The 18,763-nt window shown below is 41.5% G+C and carries 15 protein-coding genes, 1 pseudogene and 1 CRISPR repeat array (1 of these 17 only partly in view); of the genes and pseudogenes, 6 read left to right on the top strand and 10 right to left on the bottom strand.

Features of this window, described 5'->3' with window-relative positions; all coding sequences use genetic code 11:
- Positions 1 to 16 precede the first annotated feature (16 nt).
- Entirely contained in the window at positions 17 to 484 is a 468-nt protein-coding gene (locus ORD22_RS08595) for a GNAT family N-acetyltransferase (RefSeq protein ID WP_317645530.1), read from the top strand.
- The gene (locus ORD22_RS08590; RefSeq protein ID WP_317645529.1) at positions 481 to 1,818 is read left to right on the top strand and encodes an MATE family efflux transporter; all 1,338 of its coding nucleotides are present in this window, start codon (positions 481 to 483) and stop codon (positions 1,816 to 1,818) included. Before ORD22_RS08595 ends, ORD22_RS08590 begins: the two co-directional genes overlap by 4 nt.
- A 234-nt stretch (positions 1,819 to 2,052) precedes the next feature.
- Here the strand turns inward: ORD22_RS08590 and ORD22_RS08585 are convergent, their stop codons facing one another.
- The 5 genes from ORD22_RS08585 to ORD22_RS08565 all read right to left on the bottom strand — a co-directional run bounded on the left by ORD22_RS08585 (position 2,053) and on the right by ORD22_RS08565 (position 7,299).
- Positions 2,053 to 2,193, bottom strand: coding sequence for a hypothetical protein (locus tag ORD22_RS08585; RefSeq protein WP_317645528.1), 141 nt, complete (start codon positions 2,191 to 2,193; stop codon positions 2,053 to 2,055).
- Between the two features lie 39 nt (positions 2,194 to 2,232).
- A complete protein-coding gene (locus tag ORD22_RS08580; protein ID WP_317645527.1) occupies positions 2,233 to 3,003 on the bottom strand; it encodes a YqhG family protein in 771 nt (256 codons plus the stop codon).
- Between the two features lie 24 nt (positions 3,004 to 3,027).
- The gene (locus tag ORD22_RS08575) at positions 3,028 to 4,548 is read right to left on the bottom strand and encodes a DEAD/DEAH box helicase (RefSeq protein ID WP_317645526.1); all 1,521 of its coding nucleotides are present in this window, start codon (positions 4,546 to 4,548) and stop codon (positions 3,028 to 3,030) included.
- Between the two features lie 109 nt (positions 4,549 to 4,657).
- Positions 4,658 to 6,097, bottom strand: coding sequence for a VWA domain-containing protein (locus ORD22_RS08570; RefSeq protein WP_317645525.1), 1,440 nt, complete (start codon positions 6,095 to 6,097; stop codon positions 4,658 to 4,660).
- A 14-nt stretch (positions 6,098 to 6,111) separates the two neighbouring features.
- Positions 6,112 to 7,299 (bottom strand): AAA family ATPase, encoded by a 1,188-nt coding sequence (locus tag ORD22_RS08565; RefSeq protein WP_317645524.1) that lies wholly within the window; start codon positions 7,297 to 7,299, stop codon positions 6,112 to 6,114.
- Between the two features lie 299 nt (positions 7,300 to 7,598).
- Between ORD22_RS08565 and ORD22_RS08560 the strand changes: the two genes are divergently transcribed.
- Positions 7,599 to 7,874 carry an amphi-Trp domain-containing protein gene (locus tag ORD22_RS08560; protein WP_317645523.1) on the top strand — a complete coding sequence of 92 codons (276 nt, stop codon included), beginning with the start codon at positions 7,599 to 7,601 and terminating at the stop codon, positions 7,872 to 7,874.
- Between the two features lie 111 nt (positions 7,875 to 7,985).
- Here ORD22_RS08560 and nadX read toward each other — a convergent pair whose 3' ends face one another.
- Entirely contained in the window at positions 7,986 to 8,768 is a 783-nt protein-coding gene (gene nadX / locus ORD22_RS08555; RefSeq protein ID WP_317645522.1) for an aspartate dehydrogenase, read from the bottom strand.
- Between the two features lie 143 nt (positions 8,769 to 8,911).
- On the opposite strand from nadX, the gene ORD22_RS08550 reads away from it, so the two are divergent.
- Both ORD22_RS08550 and ORD22_RS08545 read left to right on the top strand, forming a co-directional pair.
- Positions 8,912 to 9,688: a DUF2935 domain-containing protein gene (locus ORD22_RS08550; protein WP_317645521.1), complete on the top strand. Its 777-nt coding sequence runs from the start codon at positions 8,912 to 8,914 to the stop codon at positions 9,686 to 9,688.
- Positions 9,689 to 9,897: 209 nt separating this feature from the next.
- Positions 9,898 to 10,176, top strand: coding sequence for a hypothetical protein (locus tag ORD22_RS08545; protein WP_317645520.1), 279 nt, complete (start codon positions 9,898 to 9,900; stop codon positions 10,174 to 10,176).
- Position 10,177: 1 nt separating this feature from the next.
- Here ORD22_RS08545 and ORD22_RS08540 read toward each other — a convergent pair.
- The 4 genes and pseudogenes from ORD22_RS08540 to ORD22_RS08525 form a co-directional block, all read right to left on the bottom strand.
- Positions 10,178 to 12,033: pseudogene (locus tag ORD22_RS08540) on the bottom strand (ABC transporter ATP-binding protein).
- Positions 12,030 to 13,754: an ABC transporter ATP-binding protein gene (locus ORD22_RS08535; RefSeq protein WP_317645519.1), complete on the bottom strand. Its 1,725-nt coding sequence runs from the start codon at positions 13,752 to 13,754 to the stop codon at positions 12,030 to 12,032. The pseudogene ORD22_RS08540 and the gene ORD22_RS08535 overlap by 4 nt, the downstream one beginning before the upstream one ends.
- A gap of 224 nt (positions 13,755 to 13,978) precedes the next feature.
- Positions 13,979 to 14,392 carry a universal stress protein gene (locus tag ORD22_RS08530; RefSeq protein WP_317645518.1) on the bottom strand — a complete coding sequence of 138 codons (414 nt, stop codon included), beginning with the start codon at positions 14,390 to 14,392 and terminating at the stop codon, positions 13,979 to 13,981.
- 13 nt (positions 14,393 to 14,405) lie between these two features.
- Entirely contained in the window at positions 14,406 to 15,815 is a 1,410-nt protein-coding gene (locus ORD22_RS08525; RefSeq protein ID WP_317645517.1) for a SulP family inorganic anion transporter, read from the bottom strand.
- Between the two features lie 109 nt (positions 15,816 to 15,924).
- Between ORD22_RS08525 and ORD22_RS08520 the strand changes: the two genes are divergently transcribed.
- Complete coding sequence (locus ORD22_RS08520) at positions 15,925 to 16,488, top strand: recombinase family protein (RefSeq protein WP_317645516.1); 564 nt, start codon at positions 15,925 to 15,927, stop codon at positions 16,486 to 16,488.
- A gap of 129 nt (positions 16,489 to 16,617) precedes the next feature.
- Positions 16,618 to 18,763: direct repeats of the CRISPR family, unit length 33 nt; unit sequence ATTTCAATCCACGCCCCCTATACAGGGAGCGAC (it continues 110 nt past the right edge of the window).

Genomic DNA, 18,763 nt, shown 5'->3' with positions numbered 1-18,763 from the left:
AAAGCGAGATGGGATTATGAGCCTCCACGCATGTGAGGTAACGAACGAAAATTGGCAAGATGTTGCCTATTTATCTGTACACGACAACCAAAAAAACTTTATCGAAAGTAACTCTTTTTCTCTAGCACAATCAACGTTTGAACCAGAATGGAAATCAGTTGGACTATATGACGGTGAGGAATTAATCGGCTACGCGATGCATGGTCGTGATAAAACGACTAGAAAAGTATGGCTAGATCGCTTTATGATTGATCGCCACTTCCAAGGAAGAGGATATGCTAGTCGTTTTCTTAAGCTCCTACTAGTAAGAATCGAGCGCATCTATCAATGCAATATGATTTATTTGAGTATCTACCCAGATAATAAAAAAGCACAATATCTTTATGAAAAATTCGGTTTCAAACTAAATGGAGAAATAGACAATCTAGGAGAATTTCCTTGTCTCATCATGGAACTTGATCTAAAAAGGAGTCCTATACAATGAGTTCAAGTTCATCCAAACTAAATCTATTAGATACAGAACCCGTGGGTCGTATATTTTTACGTTATTTGATTCCATCCACAATCGGTATGGTCTTGATGGCTATCAATATTGTCGCGGATGGAATTATGGTTGGTAATCGTTTGGGTGCTGAAGCATTAGCGGGAGTCGGAATTTCGGCTCCCGTTTATACGATTTTCTTTGCGATTTCCCTATGGATAGGAATCGGATCCGCGACGAAATATTCGATGGCGATGGGTTCAAAAGATGTCAAGAAAGCCCGTACCATTTTCACGCACGCCATTTTGTCAATATTCTTATTCACACTACTCATTGGACTCACCGCTTTTATATTCCGCAATCCACTTGCCTATGCGTTAGGTGCTAACGCAACTACATTTCCCTATGTATCGGATTATTTATTAGTCATTTTACTATTTGGTTTTATTTTTACCGTTGAAAATACTTTTAGTATCTTCGTTCGAAATGACGGTGCACCGAATTTAGCGATGGCTGGGTTGATCGTCACATCTGTTGTGAATATCATCTTGAACTATATTTTTTTATTCATTTTAGACTACGGCGTGTCCGGCGCTGCCCTAGCTACAATTATCGCCTCTTTCTTGGGCATGCTCGTGCTTCTCACGCACTTTTTCAAGAAAAACAATAATTTAAAGCTCGTTCGCTTTTCGTTCAATAAAAAGTTATTCCTAGCAATCATCGTTATTGGATTTCCTAGTTTTTTAGCCGAATTAGGTATTTCTATTTTTACAATCTCACACAATATCGCCTTTGAACGAATGGCCGGTACAGAAGGTGTAGCAGCTTTTTCTATTTTGAATTATGTACATAGTGTCATGCTGATGCTATTTCTAGGGATGGGCGGTGCTATTCAGCCACTCATCAGTTATTACCACGGAGCCCGCAATCAGAAACGCCAAAGAGAAACTATGAAGAAAGCGACCTTTACTGTCGTTTTGGCAGGCGCCGTCTTTTTCCTTATCGGACAATTTGCGGCAGGTCCCATCGTATCGATTTTCGGAGATTTCCCACAAAGCGTGCGAAACTTGGCTAGCATAGGAATTCATCTATTCTTCATTGCTTATTTATTCACAGGTACCAACTTTGTTATGATGACGTATTATCAGTCGGTCGGAAATGTTCGGATGGCGACATGGATTACAGCTTCACGTGAAATTATCGTAATGTTGCTATTCTTGATAATTTTGCCACGTATCTTTGGATTGAACGGCATATGGCTATCCATTCCAGCTTCAGAGTTTATTGTATTTATTGGCGTCTTTCTTTATCAGCGAAATATGAAAAGGATCGTCTAATACATCGAATGCTATTACTTTACATTGATCTAAGTACAGTCGCTTTTTCACTGATCGGTGCGATCAAACGTTTAACTATAACAAAATTATGGACAGACAAAAAAAATTCCGAGGAACTAGCTGAGGAAGTTACAGAACTCTTTTTATTGTAAAAGAGTTAATCGGTACGAACTAATTCCCTGCTGATTGTATACAAACAACACCCTCAATCACGTGATCGGGGGTGTTGTTGTTTTATAATGCTTCTTTAATAACACGCTTATAATTTAACACTGACAACATACCGAATATGGAGTACAGTGCGGTATGGATCGCCATAACGATAAGCATCGGCGTAAACATTTCAGTTCCAAATAAGAACCAGCCCGATTTCACTGCGAAATAATCCTAAAGGCGCGCTGCTATCACTTCCATTCATCGTAAATAAAACAAGCCACCATTGATAATATCAATTGTAATTTTCGGCATAAAACGTTCTGCTATTGCTTGTTTTTCGATCTCATAACTATTCGGTTTCTCGTCCAGGCCCTCATAAAAATAATCCAGTACCGCTTGATCTTTTCTCCACCTTTTCTTCGCCTCATCTACCCATTGATGATCCTCTTTTTCGATGATTTGATTGATTACATGATCCAATCGTTCAAATGCACGTTGAGGTTGAATGATGAATGGAAGGTGAAAAACATGTTCAGGTGGTTCATTTACTAAGTCTAACGTACATAACGTTTCTTGAAAGTCTTGAAACACAGCGCCTGTCATCAAGTTGATACCTAAGGAATACAGTAACTCTTTCGTCTGATGACTTTTATAAGAAACTTTTATATTCACTCCAATCCATGGCGTCAAGACCGCATCACCTGATACACGCTCATGCATCTTCACGAATGAACCCATTTCTCTTGTGACACGGAATAATTGATGGAGTCGTGGAGAACCTATATGCACGACCTCTCCTTTAATCCCATCCTTCAACTGTTCAATATCAGTGATGAGCATAAGCTTGGCAGGATTCGGTGTTTCACCGACACTTTCTACATAACGCCAGTAAAATGGTCGATTCATAATCTTTTTATCCATCTCAATTGTTAGCTGTACATTCATATAATGTGGGTGTTGCGTAAGGATCTCACAATTGCTATTCCTGAAAAAATGATGTAAGTATTCATTTATTTCCTGCGGTTGCATGTAGTTCCTCCTTCTCTTAAACGCTTATCTTGCTGTCAAAATATCATCCAGCTCCCCTACTACTTTTTCAAATGTTTCAATCTTACCTTCGAGCACACTTAAAATATGATCATCAATCGTATCTTGAACAGCTAAATTATAAATATGGACATCATGCGCTTGACCTAAACGGTGCACCCGTCCAATCCGCTGCTCCAATTTCATCGGATTCCAAGGTAGGTCATAATTAATTACATGATGGCAAAACTGTAGATTGATACCTTCAGCACCCGATTCAGTGGCAATCAATACTTGTGCTTTTTGCTGGAACAGATGCTTGATCCACTCTCGACTGTTTTTGCTTAATCGTCCATTGAAGATGACATTTGATATACCTTTTGAAAATAACACATCACTTAAATAGAGTTGAGTCGCACGATACTCCGTGAACAAGATGACTTTATCATTCGCTTGTTTAATAAGTTCGACTGCCTTATCTGCTTTCGAATGCGTAGACTGATGCACCAGTTGCCTCATAATTGCATTCACACGCTCTTTCTCTTGTGGGCTTGTGCACTCCTCGAGTAATTTGCTTAATGTAACGAATACAGCATCTTGGCTACTACACATTTCACGTTGCAATGTAAGTGTTGTAAATGAATCCGCAAAGACAGGAGAGACTTCTTTTAGTTCTGTCAGTAAGCGATAAGTCTCTTTTTCACTAGATGTAAACTCGACAGGAATCGCCTGCACTTTACGCGACGTCCATTCAATTCCAGTATTTTGGCGTCTATTCCTAACCATGACTTGACCGACTAATTCCTTTAAATATTCTTCTTGCTCCGCATTACGTTTCTTTGTTGAAAATACAGATGAGAACTCTTCATAATTTCCTAGATGCCCTTGTTTCAGTAACGTCACTAAATAAAATAATTCGAATATATCATTTTGAATGGGTGTGGCTGTCAGCAATAAACAGAACTTTTTCTTTAAATTTTCCACGAACTTATAGCTAATCGTTTGATGATTCTTCAATTTATGCGCTTCATCTACAATGATTAAATCATAATCTTGCGCAAGTACTTTCTCTTTATGGGGACTACGTTTCGCGGTATCCATACTCATAACGACAACATCCACATAATCTAGTTCATAATTCTTTTTATAAAGTAGCGCAGGGATATGGAACTTCGTGTGTAGCTCTACTACCCATTGATTGGCGAGAGAAGCTGGAACTAAGATGAGCGCTTTTTTCACCAGCCCTCGGATTAAGTATTCTTTCAGGATCAAACCTGCTTCAATCGTCTTACCAAGCCCTACCTCATCTGCTAGTATTGCTTTGCCATTCATCTCTCCGATGACTCGCTCTGCCACCTCTAGTTGATGGGCTAGCGGTTTGACATTCGGTAAATATTTCAATGATTGAAGACCTGTAAAGTTATCGATCAGATGTTTTTTCGCAATGTTGTAGCTCATTTTATATACTTCCCAAGAGTCCCAAGGCTTTCGTTGTTCTAACCTTTCTAGGAAACCTTCTTGCCAGACAGTTGACTTTTCTAGTTGCATCTCTTCACCTCTGCGAACGTTTTCATTAGTAGTAGGGTGTCCAAAAAAGAGTTTCTTATGAATACTAAAAAGAAAAACCCATTAGTTGAAGGGTTTCAAAGTTTGCGGATTAAATTTCGAAAGCAGTAAAACTACCCTCTTCATCAAAGTCGGTGACGTGCAACACGCGGTCTGAAAAGGATTCAGCTACATCCGTATCATTACCGACTAGCAACGTTAGCACATTGAATTCTTTTAGCTTCTTCTTTTTATGGAACTTTTTTAGAAATTCCTCACTTACTTCATCTTCTCCGTCCGTCACGAAAATTACATCGGACCGTTTGAATGTGCTTTGCTCAATCACTTTCATTGCCCCTTCAAGCGACAGTGTGAAATCAGTTCCGCCACCTAGATACGTTCTAGCCAAACGGATTAACTCATTCCCTGTAATTTTTCCTTTCACATATGTATTGCGTTGAATAGTTGTTGAAAATAGCAACACACATAAGTCTCTGCGCTGCTTTTTTGCAATTGTCAGTAACGCTAATATAAAGCCTTTGGATTGGTTATCAAGCAATTTCATACTGCCCGATTGATCTAGACAACATACGATAGGGCCTTTGCCAAGCTCTTCCCGTTTTTTCTTGTCATATTGCAACGTTTCACCTTCAGCAAAGCGACGTAAAAAATCATTTTTCGTCGCATCATGACTATATAAGCTTAATTCTATCGGCAACAGTCGCTCGATTTCATTACCTAACATCACGCTTCTCCATTCCATCGCATCGACATACTTCGACTTTTGTTTCTCGCGTGCCACTTGTTTGAAACGGCCTGCCCAATCCGCAATCTCCCGAATTTTTGGGTCTTGGGCAACTTTATCAGCTACCGCTAATTGTTCACGGAGAGGTACTTTCTTCAGTTCAGCGTCCCCTTTTCCCGCGCTAGAACCGCCCATTAAAGAAATTACACTCTCTTTTACTTTAATAGTTTCTTCCACTGCTTCATCCATTGCCTGTAAAAAACGTTCACCATTCGTCGCCAGTGTGAGCTCTAGCTTGTCGTTCAATTGCACGGATGCCTTTTCAAGCTCCTGCATCAAACCATCCTCAGCCTTCTCCATTTCTTCTGCCTGTCGGACGGGCATTTCCTCTTGCAACGACTGTACCGCTTCCAATCGCTCTCGCAGTTCCTTGTCTTCCGCCTTCACCTCAGCGAGCCAGACATTGATCTTTTCACCAAACTTTACTGCACAGACAGTCGCTGCCAAGTCGTCTAGTCGCGTATACCTTCTATATTCTTCGAAGCGCTGATCGGTCATAAGCTTTTTTATTATCGTCCGGTTCGGCTTCAATGAACGATCAGCTACTTCTTTTAAAAGCTGGGGCTTCATTTTGTATAAAGCTGCCCATATATCACCAAGGAGCGATTCCGTTGTCGGTAACTCTCCTTCTTCTCGCACTTTCTGAAGACCATCAGACATCCCGAATAACTCTTTGAACCTTCTTTTATCAAATGCATCCGTATTCAATACGGAGCGGTGATCTCTAATGATTTTGCTTCGCTTCATGAAACCCGCCCCTCTCACATTCTGAAAAAGACTCCATGTCGCTTACCGTTATTGTTCTTTTTCCCATCGATTGTTCCATAATACGCGTGATCTAATCTGCTGCTTTCCACTTCATTCTTCATGGAATGTAACTTACTTAGTAATGTGTCGATTTCTGTTGAACGACTTGAATTACGTTCTTTCAATTTATTTAAATCTGCGTTTAATGCACCAATCTTCTTTATCGCTTCCATGCCTGCTTCTGTTGATTGATCACGAACCGCTATGTCATAAATCTCATTTGCTTCGTTCTCCATGGAAGATAGCGTATGTGCGACGCTATCTAGCGCATGTCGGTGGACAATGTTGGAGACGACTTCTTTTTGGTCTAGCGTTTCCCAAAGTGCATTTTCGAGTATCGCGATATCATCCATTTGCACAGTTTCCCGCTGGTTGATTAATGCCTTCGCCTTCAACACGCAGAGTGATTGTTTAAAGCGTCGATCGGATGGCCGTATCCCTTCATCTTGCAGCTCTCTTCGAATTGTTGAGAGTGTATCGTACACTTCTTCAGGAATTGCGACTTTGTTTGTCAGTTCTTGTAGCTTCACTAAGTCGTCCAAATGCATGGAAGGAGTCTCCACAGTTTCGCCATCATCTTTCAGCATGGATACGAAGTTCGCTTCCTCCGCAATGAAGTCGATCTCATAGCGTAAAAGAAACCTGTCAAATAACGCCTCTAGTCCTTCCCCTTCTTCTGGATATTCATTGGACGCACCGATCACGGACATGAGTGGAACTTCGACAGGTGAGCCGTCATTATAGAAAAGTCGTTCGTTAATAAGCGTCAGTAAGCAATTCAGAATCGCAGAGTTGGCTTTGAAGATTTCATCTAGGAATACTAAATGAGCTTCTGGCATTTTCATTGCGGTGTTTCGTTTGTACACTCCTCGTTCCAAGTCCTTCAACGATAACGGTCCAAAGACTTCCTCTGGCGTACTGAATCTCGTCAATAACCATTGGAAATAGCAAGTACCTTCGACAATTTTAGCGATCTCCACAGACAATGCAGATTTCGCTGTTCCAGCAGGTCCGATCATCAACAAATGTTGGCGAGAAAGAAGAGCAATTAAAATCCCTTCCACTTCACTCTCCCGTTCGTAAAATTTTTCATTTAGTGAGCGTCTAATTTCTTCTAGCCTTTGTAAGTTTTCATTTATCATGTAGTATACCCCTCAGTTTGTATTGGAAAAAACGGCCTTCCGCGTAACGGATTCCCCGTACTACACAGTCTTACTGAACAGTTTGCTTGAAAGTCCGTCATTTTAACCTCGTTGTGGTAATATATTTGCTTTTGATAAGTTTCCGTAACCTAACACGTATACTTTTTCACTACTTTAGAATCTTTCCTGAACTACTATATTTTTCATTCATTCCGTTGTAGAACTTAGTAGATTTTTAAGTATTCCGATAATATATGGTATAATTAACTTACAATCACACATAAGAGGAGGGATATGAAATGGCAAATGAAAAACGAAGCGCAAAAGTCGTCTTGGTGGACCATGAAGAAAAAATGTCACTAGCCAATGCTGCTGAATTTTTAGAGTCGCTTGCGAAAAAGTTGCGCGAGGAAGGAACGTTTACGCTGACCCAAGGTGATCAGACGCATGAAGTGACACCAGCTTCTTCCGTAGAACTAGAGATTAAGCTTGAAAAACAAGGCGATAAACATACATTTGAAGTAGAACTCGAGTGGCGGGAAGGTGAGAACGACTCGTCCATTTCTATTAGCTAGTCTATTAAGATAAAAAACGCGTCAGTCAATGGACTGGCGCGTTTTGCATACACTTTAAAAATACGGTTCTTTATCTTCCTGATTCGTTCCGAACATAGTATCTTTCTTTTATCAGCTTCCTACAGTAATGGCTTTATCTCTGTTTTGTAACGTTGCTAAAATACTCAATGCCGCAAGATAACTAGTTTTCGGATTATTTGGCATCGGTTCGTTTTCAATCGTCAAATTCATTTTCCCAAAATCACCGATTGCTTCGATAGTATGTGTATTTCGTTTGATTTTAGGGTCCGCAATGACACGTACTTTCGTTTGATCCGCACCAAGTCCTGCAATCGAAAGAAGCAACGCGACATTGATGTTTTTAGGGAACTTTTCTATCGCATCGAGTGCCACTCCGTCGAAAATACATTCTTCTACCGGTTTACGGTCAAGCCCTAGTGATTCATATGATTTCCTAGTTGTAATGCTAACTTCTTTAAGACCGCCAAGTGCATTCGCTGATTGTAGAAGATCCAATCCGCCAATCGCACCTGATGGCAAATAAATATGCTGACCAAAAGCACGCGCCACATCTTTCATTTCCTTCAAAAACTCGACGTCTTTAAAAGCTCCAATACTACTAAGAATCAACTCCCTATTACTTTTCAAGACCTCTTCCATATAGTTAATTGCAACACCAATCGTCGCCGCCTCTACTACAATATCGATAGGAGAATTAAGAAATTCTTCAAAATCCGTATAGAATTTCGCTTTATATTGTGATTCTAGACGTAGTCCTACTTCTTGATTGCGACCAAATATCGAAGTAACTTCTCCTTCTATCCGTTTATTCGCATTAATACTTTCCAATACATATTGCGCAATATTGCCCGTTCCAATGATCCCGATTTTCATTTCATAACACCTCTTTCTTCATTATATACGGTTCCAAGAAATCGTTGGCTTTCTATTTAAGTACCCTGTTTGTACATAAACAATACCATAATTGAATACTATGGTATTGAGTGAAAAGAGCAAAACATAGGGGGAATGCTAGGATGGCTGGTTATACAGATAACTATGAACGTGATACGTACGGCATTATCGACTTTTGGATACGTAATAACTTTGAACATGGTGAGTTTTTTGACCGTGAGATCAGTCACCATGAACTAGCATTGGCACGCGCCAATCAGCAGATGGTCGATCGCATGGGCAAGATTTTTAAGAAGACGGAGTCTAAAACAGGTGATATCGGGTTAATCATCGATGAAGCGGATAAGGCTACAGAAGAATTTAAGGATTTACTAATCCATACGATGGACCGAGCATTGCGTTGTGATGTCATTATCTCTACACCGACTTCTCTTCTTGACCATATGATACGTGAAGCAGAGGAATCACAAAAGGTCTTTAAATTAATCGAATCCAATGCGTATATTACGCCTGCTGATGCTACAATCCACGAAAGTAATTTCTGGTTGCGTCAAATGGTCGATCATTTGATTTTCATTACCCATTATGTAGACGCATCCAACTATGAACTGCATGACCAAGTACGGGCGATGACTAGGAAATTTGAGAATCTTTTACTGCAAGCTCAATCACTAAAGACGATGATTCGTAGACCACGTAATGAAGTCTCACCCATTTTAAATACGTACAATCAAATGGTCATAAAAGAAACGAAGGCGCTTGAAGCGTTTAAACTGGAGTTAAGTGAACTGATTAAAAACTGTGCAGCGGTTACAACTGCTCCACCTGATTTACTTGAACACATTGCAAGAGAAGCGCATCACCTGTGGAAGAATTTAGAAGACCAAGTGGTTAACTAAAGGTTTTTGAAAACATGATGGGGAATCATTTCCCTCTCATGTTTTTTTATTTCTATCATTTAAAAACTATTTCCATTTAAGCTTCGTTAGAGTAGTAGAGAGGCGGTGGTGGGAATGCATTCGGCTGAATTGGAATATGTCATGGAATGAAAGTGCGAGGGCATGTTCTATGAGCGTGGGGGGTATTCTATGAGCATGGGGGGTATTCTATGAGCGCGGGGGCACGTTCTATGAGCGCGAAGCCATATTCTATGAGCGCGGGGACACGTTCTATGAGCGCGGGGACACGTTTTATGAGCGCGAAGCCATATTCTATGAGCGCGGGGACACGTTTTATGAGCGCGAAGCCATATTTTATGAGCGCGGGGACACGTTCTATGAGCGCGGGGACACGTTCTATGAGCGAGGGGCTACTTTCTATGAGCGCGGGGACACGTTCTATGAGCGCAAAAAGCGGTAGCCCTATTAAAGGGAGCTACCGCAATTAAATTACATAGCCGGCTTTTCGGACAACTGGCTATAATACAAATCTGCATAGAAACCTTCCTGCTCAAGCAATTCTTCATGTGTACCTTGCTCAATAACTTCCCCTTGATCCATCACCAATATCAAGTCCGCACCTTGGATGGTCGATAGACGGTGGGCAATGACGAAGCTAGTTCTGCCTTTCATCAAATGATTCATCGCTTGCTGGATTAGCAATTCTGTACGTGTATCGACACTCGATGTTGCTTCATCCAAAATCATAATGGATGGATTGGCAATTACTGCACGAGCGATTGTAATCAGCTGTTTCTGACCTTGCGAAACGTTCGATGCATCTTCGTTTAAGACGGTATCATAGCCTTCTGGCAGTGTGCGAATGAATTGGTCTGCGCGCGTAACTTGCGCAGCTTCGATGATTTGCTCATCTGTCGCATTCTTGTTGCCATAAGCAATATTGTCTTTGATCGTACCATTGAATAGCCATGTATCTTGAAGTACCATACCGAAAGTAGTCCGCAAATCTTCACGCGACATCTTACGCGTGTCAAGACCATCGATTGTAATCGTGCCGCCATTGAGCTCATAGAAACGCATAAGCAAGTTGATAATCGTCGTCTTCCCTGCTCCCGTTGGCCCAACAATCGCAACTGTCTGACCTGGTTCTACGTGAACATTCATATCTTTGATTAATAAATCTTCGCCATAACCGAAGTCTACATGTTCGAAAACAACTTCACCTTTCGCTTGTTTCAAACTAACAGTTGTCACTTCTTTAATTTCTTCTTCCTCATCCAGCAACTCAAAGACACGTTCTGCTGCCGCTATTGTAGACTGAATAATATTTGCGATATTCGCCGTTTGAGATATCGGCTGAGTAAATTGTTTCATATACGTAATAAACGCTTGAATATCTCCGATTGAAATCGCACGTTGTGTAACCAAAATACCTCCAATTACACAAATCAATACATAACTTAAATTCCCAATCAACATCATCATCGGCATAATAATTCCCGAAATAAATTGTGCACGACGCCCTGCATCATATAGCTGTTCATTGACTTCTTCAAATTCAGCAATCGCCTTTTTCTCATGACCAAACACTTTCACAACTTGATGGCCAGTGTACATCTCTTCAATGTGACCATTCAAATTTCCAAGCGTTCGTTGTTGCGCCGCAAAATGTTTTTGAGAACGTTTCAAAAATGGACGGATAACAAAAATAGATAACGGCAACGTCACGAGCGCAATAATTGTCAGCACCGGGCTTATCCACAACATCATCGCAAGAATACCGATAATCGTTACGACAGATGTGATGAATTGGGTAATCGTTTGCTGTAACGTACTCCCAATCGTATCGATATCATTGGTCATGCGACTGAGCATATCCCCAACTGGATGGCCGTCATAATATTTCAGTGGCAACTTCTCCAGCTTATAATTGACGGCTTCACGCAAATCAAAGACTGTCTGTTGGGACACGCTCGCCATAATAAATTGCTGTACATAACTGAAAAGACTGCTGACGATATACAAACCACCAAGCAGTAATAAAAGCTTTGCAATGACATCGCTGCATCCGGAACGCCGTTGAATTTACCATACGCCCCTTCAAACAATTCAGTAATCGCATTCCCCATAATTTTAGGGCCAAGTACCATGAAAACTGTACTTAATATAGCAGCAATGAAGACTGCAACCAACTTCGCGCGATGGGGTTTCAAATAACCAAGAAGTCTGCGGAAAGTTCCTTTAAAATCCTTCGCTTTTTGACCCGCCATCATCATATTTCCGCCACCTGGTCCGTGGCCGCCGTGACCTCCACTTGGAGAAGGACGATTTTTGTCTTCACTCATGCGATATCCTCCTCTGAAAGCTGTGATTCGACGATTTCTTGGTACACTGCATTCGTCTCGAGAAGTTCTTCGTGTCTTCCAATCCCAACAATGCGGCCATCTTCGAGGACAATGATTTGATCCGCATCCATGACAGAAGCTACACGCTGCGCCACGATAATGACCGCTGCATCCTGTGTTTCTTCCTGTAAAGCGGCGCGCAGTTGGGCATCGGTTTTATAATCAAGAGCAGAAAAACTATCGTCAAAAACATAAATATCCGGTTTTCTTACGAGCGCACGCGCAATCGATAGACGTTGTTTCTGTCCGCCCGATAAATTCGAACCACCTTGTGTAATAGTGGATTCATAACCATTTTCCATCTTCTCGATAAAGCTTGCTGCCTGTGCAACCTTAGCCGCATGTTCTACTTCACTTTGCGTCGCATCTGGTAAGCCGTAGCGAATATTTTCTGTAATCGTCCCAGAAAACAACAGCGCTTTCTGCGGAACGAAGCCGATTTTCGAACGAATTTCTTCTTGTGAAGACTGTTTACTATCCACCCCGTTGATGCGAATCACACCTTCATTTGCTTCATACAGTCGGGGAATTAAATTAATCAATGTCGTTTTGCCCGACCCTGTACCGCCGATAATTGCAGTCGTTTGGCCAATTGTTGCTGTAAAACTAATATCCGTTAGTGCTTGCTCTTCCGCACCTGGATAACTGAACGAGACATTTTCAAATGCTAGTGTACCGCGTTCCTTATCAGCTTTTTGCGTTCCTTCATCTAAGAACGTCGGTTGCATTTCTAGTACTTCATTAATACGATTCGCTGACACAGATGCACGTGGAATCATGATGAACATTACCGAAGCCATCAAAAGAGAGAACATAATAAGCATGACATACTGAATATAGGCCATAAGATCTCCTATTTGCATTGCGCCACTATCAATACGCATGCCACCAAACCAAATAATGCCGACAACTGTTAAATTCATTACTAACATCATGACAGGCATTAAAAACGCCATAATCTTATTCACTTTAATCGAGACATCTTTTAACTCTTCACTCGCTTGACGCAAACGAACTTGCTCTTCTTTCTCGCGATTAAACGCACGAACGACGCGAATGCCTGTTACATTTTCACGAAGCACTAAGTTTAAACGGTCGATCTTTTTCTGCACCGCTTTGAAGAGCGGCATCCCCTTCTTGAAAACGAAGAAGATTAAACCGACTAGCACCGGCATCGCAGCTATGATGACGAGTGATAATTTGAGGTCTTTTGATAACGCCATGATCAATCCACCAACAAACATAATCGGCGCACTAAGCACCATTCGTAACATCATAATGACGACTTGTTGAATTTGCGTAATATCGTTCGTCGTGCGCGTAATAAGTGATGCTGTTCCTACTTTGTCAAAGTCTTGCAATGAAAAGTTTTCGACATGGGTAAAGACTTTTCTACGAATATCCCGACCGAGCCCCATCGCTGCTTTCGATGAATAATAACTTACCCCAACGGACGCTAACGCACTTAGTAAGGAAACGCCGAGCATCACGCCACCAATTTTCCATATGTACGGAATGTTTCCGACGACTACACCATTATCAATAATATCTGCCATCAACGTAGGCAAAAATAATTCTGACATCGATTGGAGGAAGACGAGAGCGAATATAATAGCGATTAGCCATTTATAAACCGATAAGTTTTTTAGAATTTTCAACATGCTACGGACTCCTCAATTCTTACTAGATTTCTATATCATTTCTATTATATATAATAATGTGTCAATCACTATATCGAGTGGAGGGTTTGCTATACCGAAGCAAACATTTTCTAATTTATCAACTGATAAATAGCAACGCATCGAAGAACTATCGACTTAAGATCGTGATGAGTGAGCATCCTAGCAAAAAGGTATCTGCACAGCTATTGTGCAGATACCTTTTGTTATTTTACAACTGTCACAGGACAATTCACATGCTTCATCACTTTATGGCTGACACTACCAAGAACCATTTCCTGAAACGTATTCAGACCACGACTACCGATGACAAGTTTATCAATTTTCTTATCGTTTACATACTTGATAATTTCCTGGCTCGGGTTGCCTTTAAGCGTGACAACTTTTGCATCGACTGCCGATTCACGCGCCAAAGCCAAAATTGGATGCATCTTCTGCTCACGTTTTAGCGACAAACTTTCAGGACTCTGCGTCAATAGTCGTTCGTCTTTCGCTTTACTGTAATCCTGCACATAAATAATTTCCAATTGTGCTTTCGGCAAATATTCCGCCAGCATGATTGCATGTTTGGCAGCACGCAAGGCGTTTTCTGATCCATCTATCGCAACAGCAATCTTCATACCATTCACTCCCTCACAGTAACTTTTCATATAATTGTTCACTTGAAGAATTAAGTCCGCATATGGTTACGTCCACACCCTTTTCCTCAAGCTTTTGCTTTACTTTGAGTATCGCCCCTACTGCAGACTCGTCCCATAGCTGACTATCCTCGAAATCGATTATAACTTCTCTGCCAGTTACTTGATCAAATGATTGAATAAATTTTGTCGTGGAAGCAAAAAATAAAGGTCCTTTTATTTTATAAACTCCTGCTTCATTTGTAACGTTGACACGTGAAATTTTCGCAACGAAGAATAGCGCACTTAAAATAACACCAATGACGACACCAATTGCTAAGTTATGTGTATATAAAATAATGGCAACGGTAATCAACATAACTACAGATTCCGACCGTGGTGCAGACTTTAAAAACTTAAATGATCCCCAGTTAAAAGTCGTCATCGCTACCATAACCATAACACCTGCTAGAACCGGCATCGGGATTTTGACAACTACATCGCCCAAAACAATGATCAAAAACATTAAGAACACACCAGCTGTCAATGTAGACAATCGTCCCCGCCCGCCTGATTTGATATTAATCACCGATTGACCGATCAACGCACAACCTGCCATTCCACCGAAAAATCCCGTGATGAAGTTGGCAATCCCTTGTCCACGCGCTTCCCGATTTTTATTACTCGATGTATCCGTCATATCATCCAATACTTGCGAAGTTAGCAACGACTCCAATAAACCAACAATCGCCAGCGCTAATGAATACGGTAAAATGATTTTCAACGTCTCGAAATTCAATGGAATATCCGGTAAGAAAAACGTCGGCAATGAATTCGGCATCGTACCTAAATCACCAATCGACTGCAACTTCACCCCGCTAAATAAAGCAATCGTCGTCATCACAACAATAGCAATCAACGGTGCGGGAATCGCAGTGAAAAACCGCGGAACCGCATACACTAAGACTAATGTAGCCCCTGCAAATATATACGTCATCACGCCAGAGCCAACCAAATACGGCAGTTGCGTCATAAAGATCATAATTCCAAGTGCATTAACGAACCCTAGCATGACCGAATTCGGGATAAATCGCATTAAATTTGCGACTCCAAATCCACCTAAAATGAATTGAATAATACCGGTTAAAACGGTAGCAGCGAGCACGTATTGTAAGCCATGATCCGCCATCAGACTAACAAGCACTAAAGCCATTGCGCCCGTCGCAGCAGATATCAGCCCAGGTCGCCCGCCTACAAATGAAGTAATGACCGCAATGGTAAATGAAGCATAAAGCGCCACACGCGGGTCTACACCGACGATAAACGCAAATGCTAGTGCTTCTGGAATAAGCGCTAGACCAACGACAATACCCGCCAATAAATCCGCCCGCACATTACCGAACCATTGCTGTTGTAAAGTATGCATATAGTTCCCCTCTCATGATGTTAAATCACTCAACCTAATGTTAGAATGTCAATAGCTTATCATTTATCGTCCCATAAGTGAATAGTTTTGGGAAAGAGGAGGCAAAATAATGAAGTATGGATATATTCGGCCAACTGTAGAAGACCAGCAAAGCAAAAAGCAATTGCTTACAAGTGAGGTAGACAAGATTTATAGAGAGACACATGGACTAGCTAAAAAAAGAATTGAACTAGAAAACTTGCTTATGATTGCTCAGCCAGGCGATGAACTATTCATCCAAAATATTGAAGTGTTAGCTGATTCTTTGCAACAGTTATTAGATATTTTACGCTTAGCAGAGCGCGATCAAATGACGATACATTTTATCGACGAACAGCTAACGAACAAAACTATTCTATCATCTACACTTTTGAAAAATGTAGAGTATTTCACTGAATTACAATCTACTTTTTTTAGTCATTCTTCAACTTTTTCTCTCCAAGCTGCTAAACAGCAAGGCAAGTTGATCGGTCGCCCACGAATCTCTGATGATAATCTTCAACGCGCATTTACTATGTATGATAGTAAACATTATTCACTTTATGAGATTAAAGAAGAAACTGGAATAAGCAAGTCTACATTGTATAGGTATTTAGACGAACGTGCTACATCTAAGCTGGATGATCAAGAGTAATGTTTTTTCGTCCGGCTTTTATTTTACAACATGCTACTAAAGTGACTACCCCAACCAAAGTCCCCCGACTAATTTCTGCTACATCATATACCGCAACGAATACATTTTTATTCACATCTTGGATAACTACTTTCAATTCACGCCCCCTATACAGGGAGCGACGACGAAATTAAAGCCATAATAAAAACAATCAATTGATTTCAATCCACGCCCCCTATACAGGGAGCGACATTCATAGTGTTTCTCCTTGCTGTGTATTTTCTTCATTTCAATCCACGCCCCCTATACAGGGAGCGACGCCCTCACGTTTACTAGACTAGCAGGAAAAGAAATATTTCAATCCACGCCCCCTATACAGGGAGCGACTGAAATAATGTTTTCTAAAATAGAAGATTTAGACATTTCAATCCACGCCCCCTATACAGGGAGCGACAATACAAATATCCATAAATCGTAATACAGAAAATATTTCAATCCACGCCCCCTATACAGGGAGCGACACGGTATCACAAGTTAGAAAACGTGCATCACATCAAAATTTCAATCCACGCCCCCTATACAGGGAGCGACTACAACAAAGGTATTACAAAAGAGCAGATTCTTATTTCAATCCACGCCCCCTATACAGGGAGCGACTTTATCTGGCATGTAAATGACGTTATTAAATTGTATTTCAATCCACGCCCCCTATACAGGGAGCGACCGGCGTTTTATATTAGCTTTAGTAGTCCTCATGAATTTCAATCCACGCCCCCTATACAGGGAGCGACGCAAATAGAGTCACCTGAAAGATAGAAAGCCAAATTTCAATCCACGCCCCCTATACAGGGAGCGACACCGATGATTTGCAATTCGTCACCTACATAAACTATTTCAATCCACGCCCCCTATACAGGGAGCGACGGTTTCTTTAATTAGATACGGCTCTTTTAAAATAATTTCAATCCACGCCCCCTATACAGGGAGCGACGCGTTTGTGTCATCTAAAATGGTAGACCACTCAACAATTTCAATCCACGCCCCCTATACAGGGAGCGACATTCGTCAACCGATTTACACTCTTTAATAAAACATTTCAATCCACGCCCCCTATACAGGGAGCGACACTGACGGTAATTTTTATGTATCTTTGTCGGAATTAATTTCAATCCACGCCCCCTATACAGGGAGCGACAGGTGCTACGGTTGTTAGTGCAGCATTAAGTGGAATTTCAATCCACGCCCCCTATACAGGGAGCGACTCTAGTTGATGCTAGTGATCTTTCTCCAGTAATGATTTCAATCCACGCCCCCTATACAGGGAGCGACGGTAAAGAGGTTACTGTTGATTCTTGGACGAGGACAATTTCAATCCACGCCCCCTATACAGGGAGCGACGATGAGGGCGATCCGTTAGATTTGGCAGAGAAAAATTTCAATCCACGCCCCCTATACAGGGAGCGACCCGATTGACTGACCAAGTAGAGTTTTTCGCATACGATTTCAATCCACGCCCCCTATACAGGGAGCGACGTTCCTATCAGTGTAGATGAATCATTGAAGTTGGACATTTCAATCCACGCCCCCTATACAGGGAGCGACGTGATATTTCTTCTTTTATTGGTGATTTAGCGTATATTTCAATCCACGCCCCCTATACAGGGAGCGACAACTATGATGATGAAATTGAATTTGATACAGAGATTTCAATCCACGCCCCCTATACAGGGAGCGACTTTCAGTTTTGATTCTTTCTGCGTCTTTAAATTATTTCAATCCACGCCCCCTATACAGGGAGCGACGGTAATATCCACGCTAACCCCGAACTCCTGGAGGTATTTCAATCCACGCCCCCTATACAGGGAGCGACCGCCCTCTAGTATTTGGTTACCTATACCACCACCATTTCAATCCACGCCCCCTATACAGGGAGCGACGGGTTATGACGTAGTCGCAGACGGCTATTACGGAATTTCAATCCACGCCCCCTATACAGGGAGCGACACTACGAGGTTAGAGCGGGATTATTTGCGTATGGCATTTCAATCCACGCCCCCTATACAGGGAGCGACGCCATCTTCAATCATGCGTTGGATCTGCAAGTATATTTCAATCCACGCCCCCTATACAGGGAGCGACTATAAATGTGAGATTTTGATATTGGGCAACCTACCATTTCAATCCACGCCCCCTATACAGGGAGCGACAAACGCCTGCATATAGATGAGTTTTTTATCCGCATTTCAATCCACGCCCCCTATACAGGGAGCGACGGTGGCTAGTCACTCGCAACGTA

The organism is Sporosarcina sp. GW1-11 (assembly GCF_033088395.1).
GTDB lineage: Bacteria > Bacillota > Bacilli > Bacillales_A > Planococcaceae > Sporosarcina.
The sequence above is the reverse complement of the archived record's forward strand: the minus strand, read 5'-3'. Positions and strand labels throughout refer to the sequence as shown.

Bases quoted from the DNA above. Each gene is read 5' to 3' on its own strand.
- ORD22_RS08580 (WP_317645527.1), bottom strand. From the start codon at position 3,003: ATGCAACCGCAGGAAATAAATGAATACTTACATCATTTTTTCAGGAAT.
- ORD22_RS08545 (WP_317645520.1), top strand. From the start codon at position 9,898: ATGAGCGCGGGGGCACGTTCTATGAGCGCGAAGCCATATTCTATGAGC.
- ORD22_RS08535 (WP_317645519.1), bottom strand. From the start codon at position 13,754: ATGTTGAAAATTCTAAAAAACTTATCGGTTTATAAATGGCTAATCGCT.
- ORD22_RS08530 (WP_317645518.1), bottom strand. From the start codon at position 14,392: ATGAAGATTGCTGTTGCGATAGATGGATCAGAAAACGCCTTGCGTGCT.
- ORD22_RS08520 (WP_317645516.1), top strand. From the start codon at position 15,925: ATGAAGTATGGATATATTCGGCCAACTGTAGAAGACCAGCAAAGCAAA.
- ORD22_RS08590 (WP_317645529.1), top strand. From the start codon at position 481: ATGAGTTCAAGTTCATCCAAACTAAATCTATTAGATACAGAACCCGTG.
- ORD22_RS08525 (WP_317645517.1), bottom strand. From the start codon at position 15,815: ATGCATACTTTACAACAGCAATGGTTCGGTAATGTGCGGGCGGATTTA.
- ORD22_RS08550 (WP_317645521.1), top strand. From the start codon at position 8,912: ATGGCTGGTTATACAGATAACTATGAACGTGATACGTACGGCATTATC.
- ORD22_RS08575 (WP_317645526.1), bottom strand. From the start codon at position 4,548: ATGCAACTAGAAAAGTCAACTGTCTGGCAAGAAGGTTTCCTAGAAAGG.
- ORD22_RS08565 (WP_317645524.1), bottom strand. From the start codon at position 7,299: ATGATAAATGAAAACTTACAAAGGCTAGAAGAAATTAGACGCTCACTA.
- ORD22_RS08560 (WP_317645523.1), top strand. From the start codon at position 7,599: ATGGCAAATGAAAAACGAAGCGCAAAAGTCGTCTTGGTGGACCATGAA.
- ORD22_RS08570 (WP_317645525.1), bottom strand. From the start codon at position 6,097: ATGAAGCGAAGCAAAATCATTAGAGATCACCGCTCCGTATTGAATACG.
- nadX (WP_317645522.1), bottom strand. From the start codon at position 8,768: ATGAAAATCGGGATCATTGGAACGGGCAATATTGCGCAATATGTATTG.
- ORD22_RS08595 (WP_317645530.1), top strand. From the start codon at position 17: ATGAGCCTCCACGCATGTGAGGTAACGAACGAAAATTGGCAAGATGTT.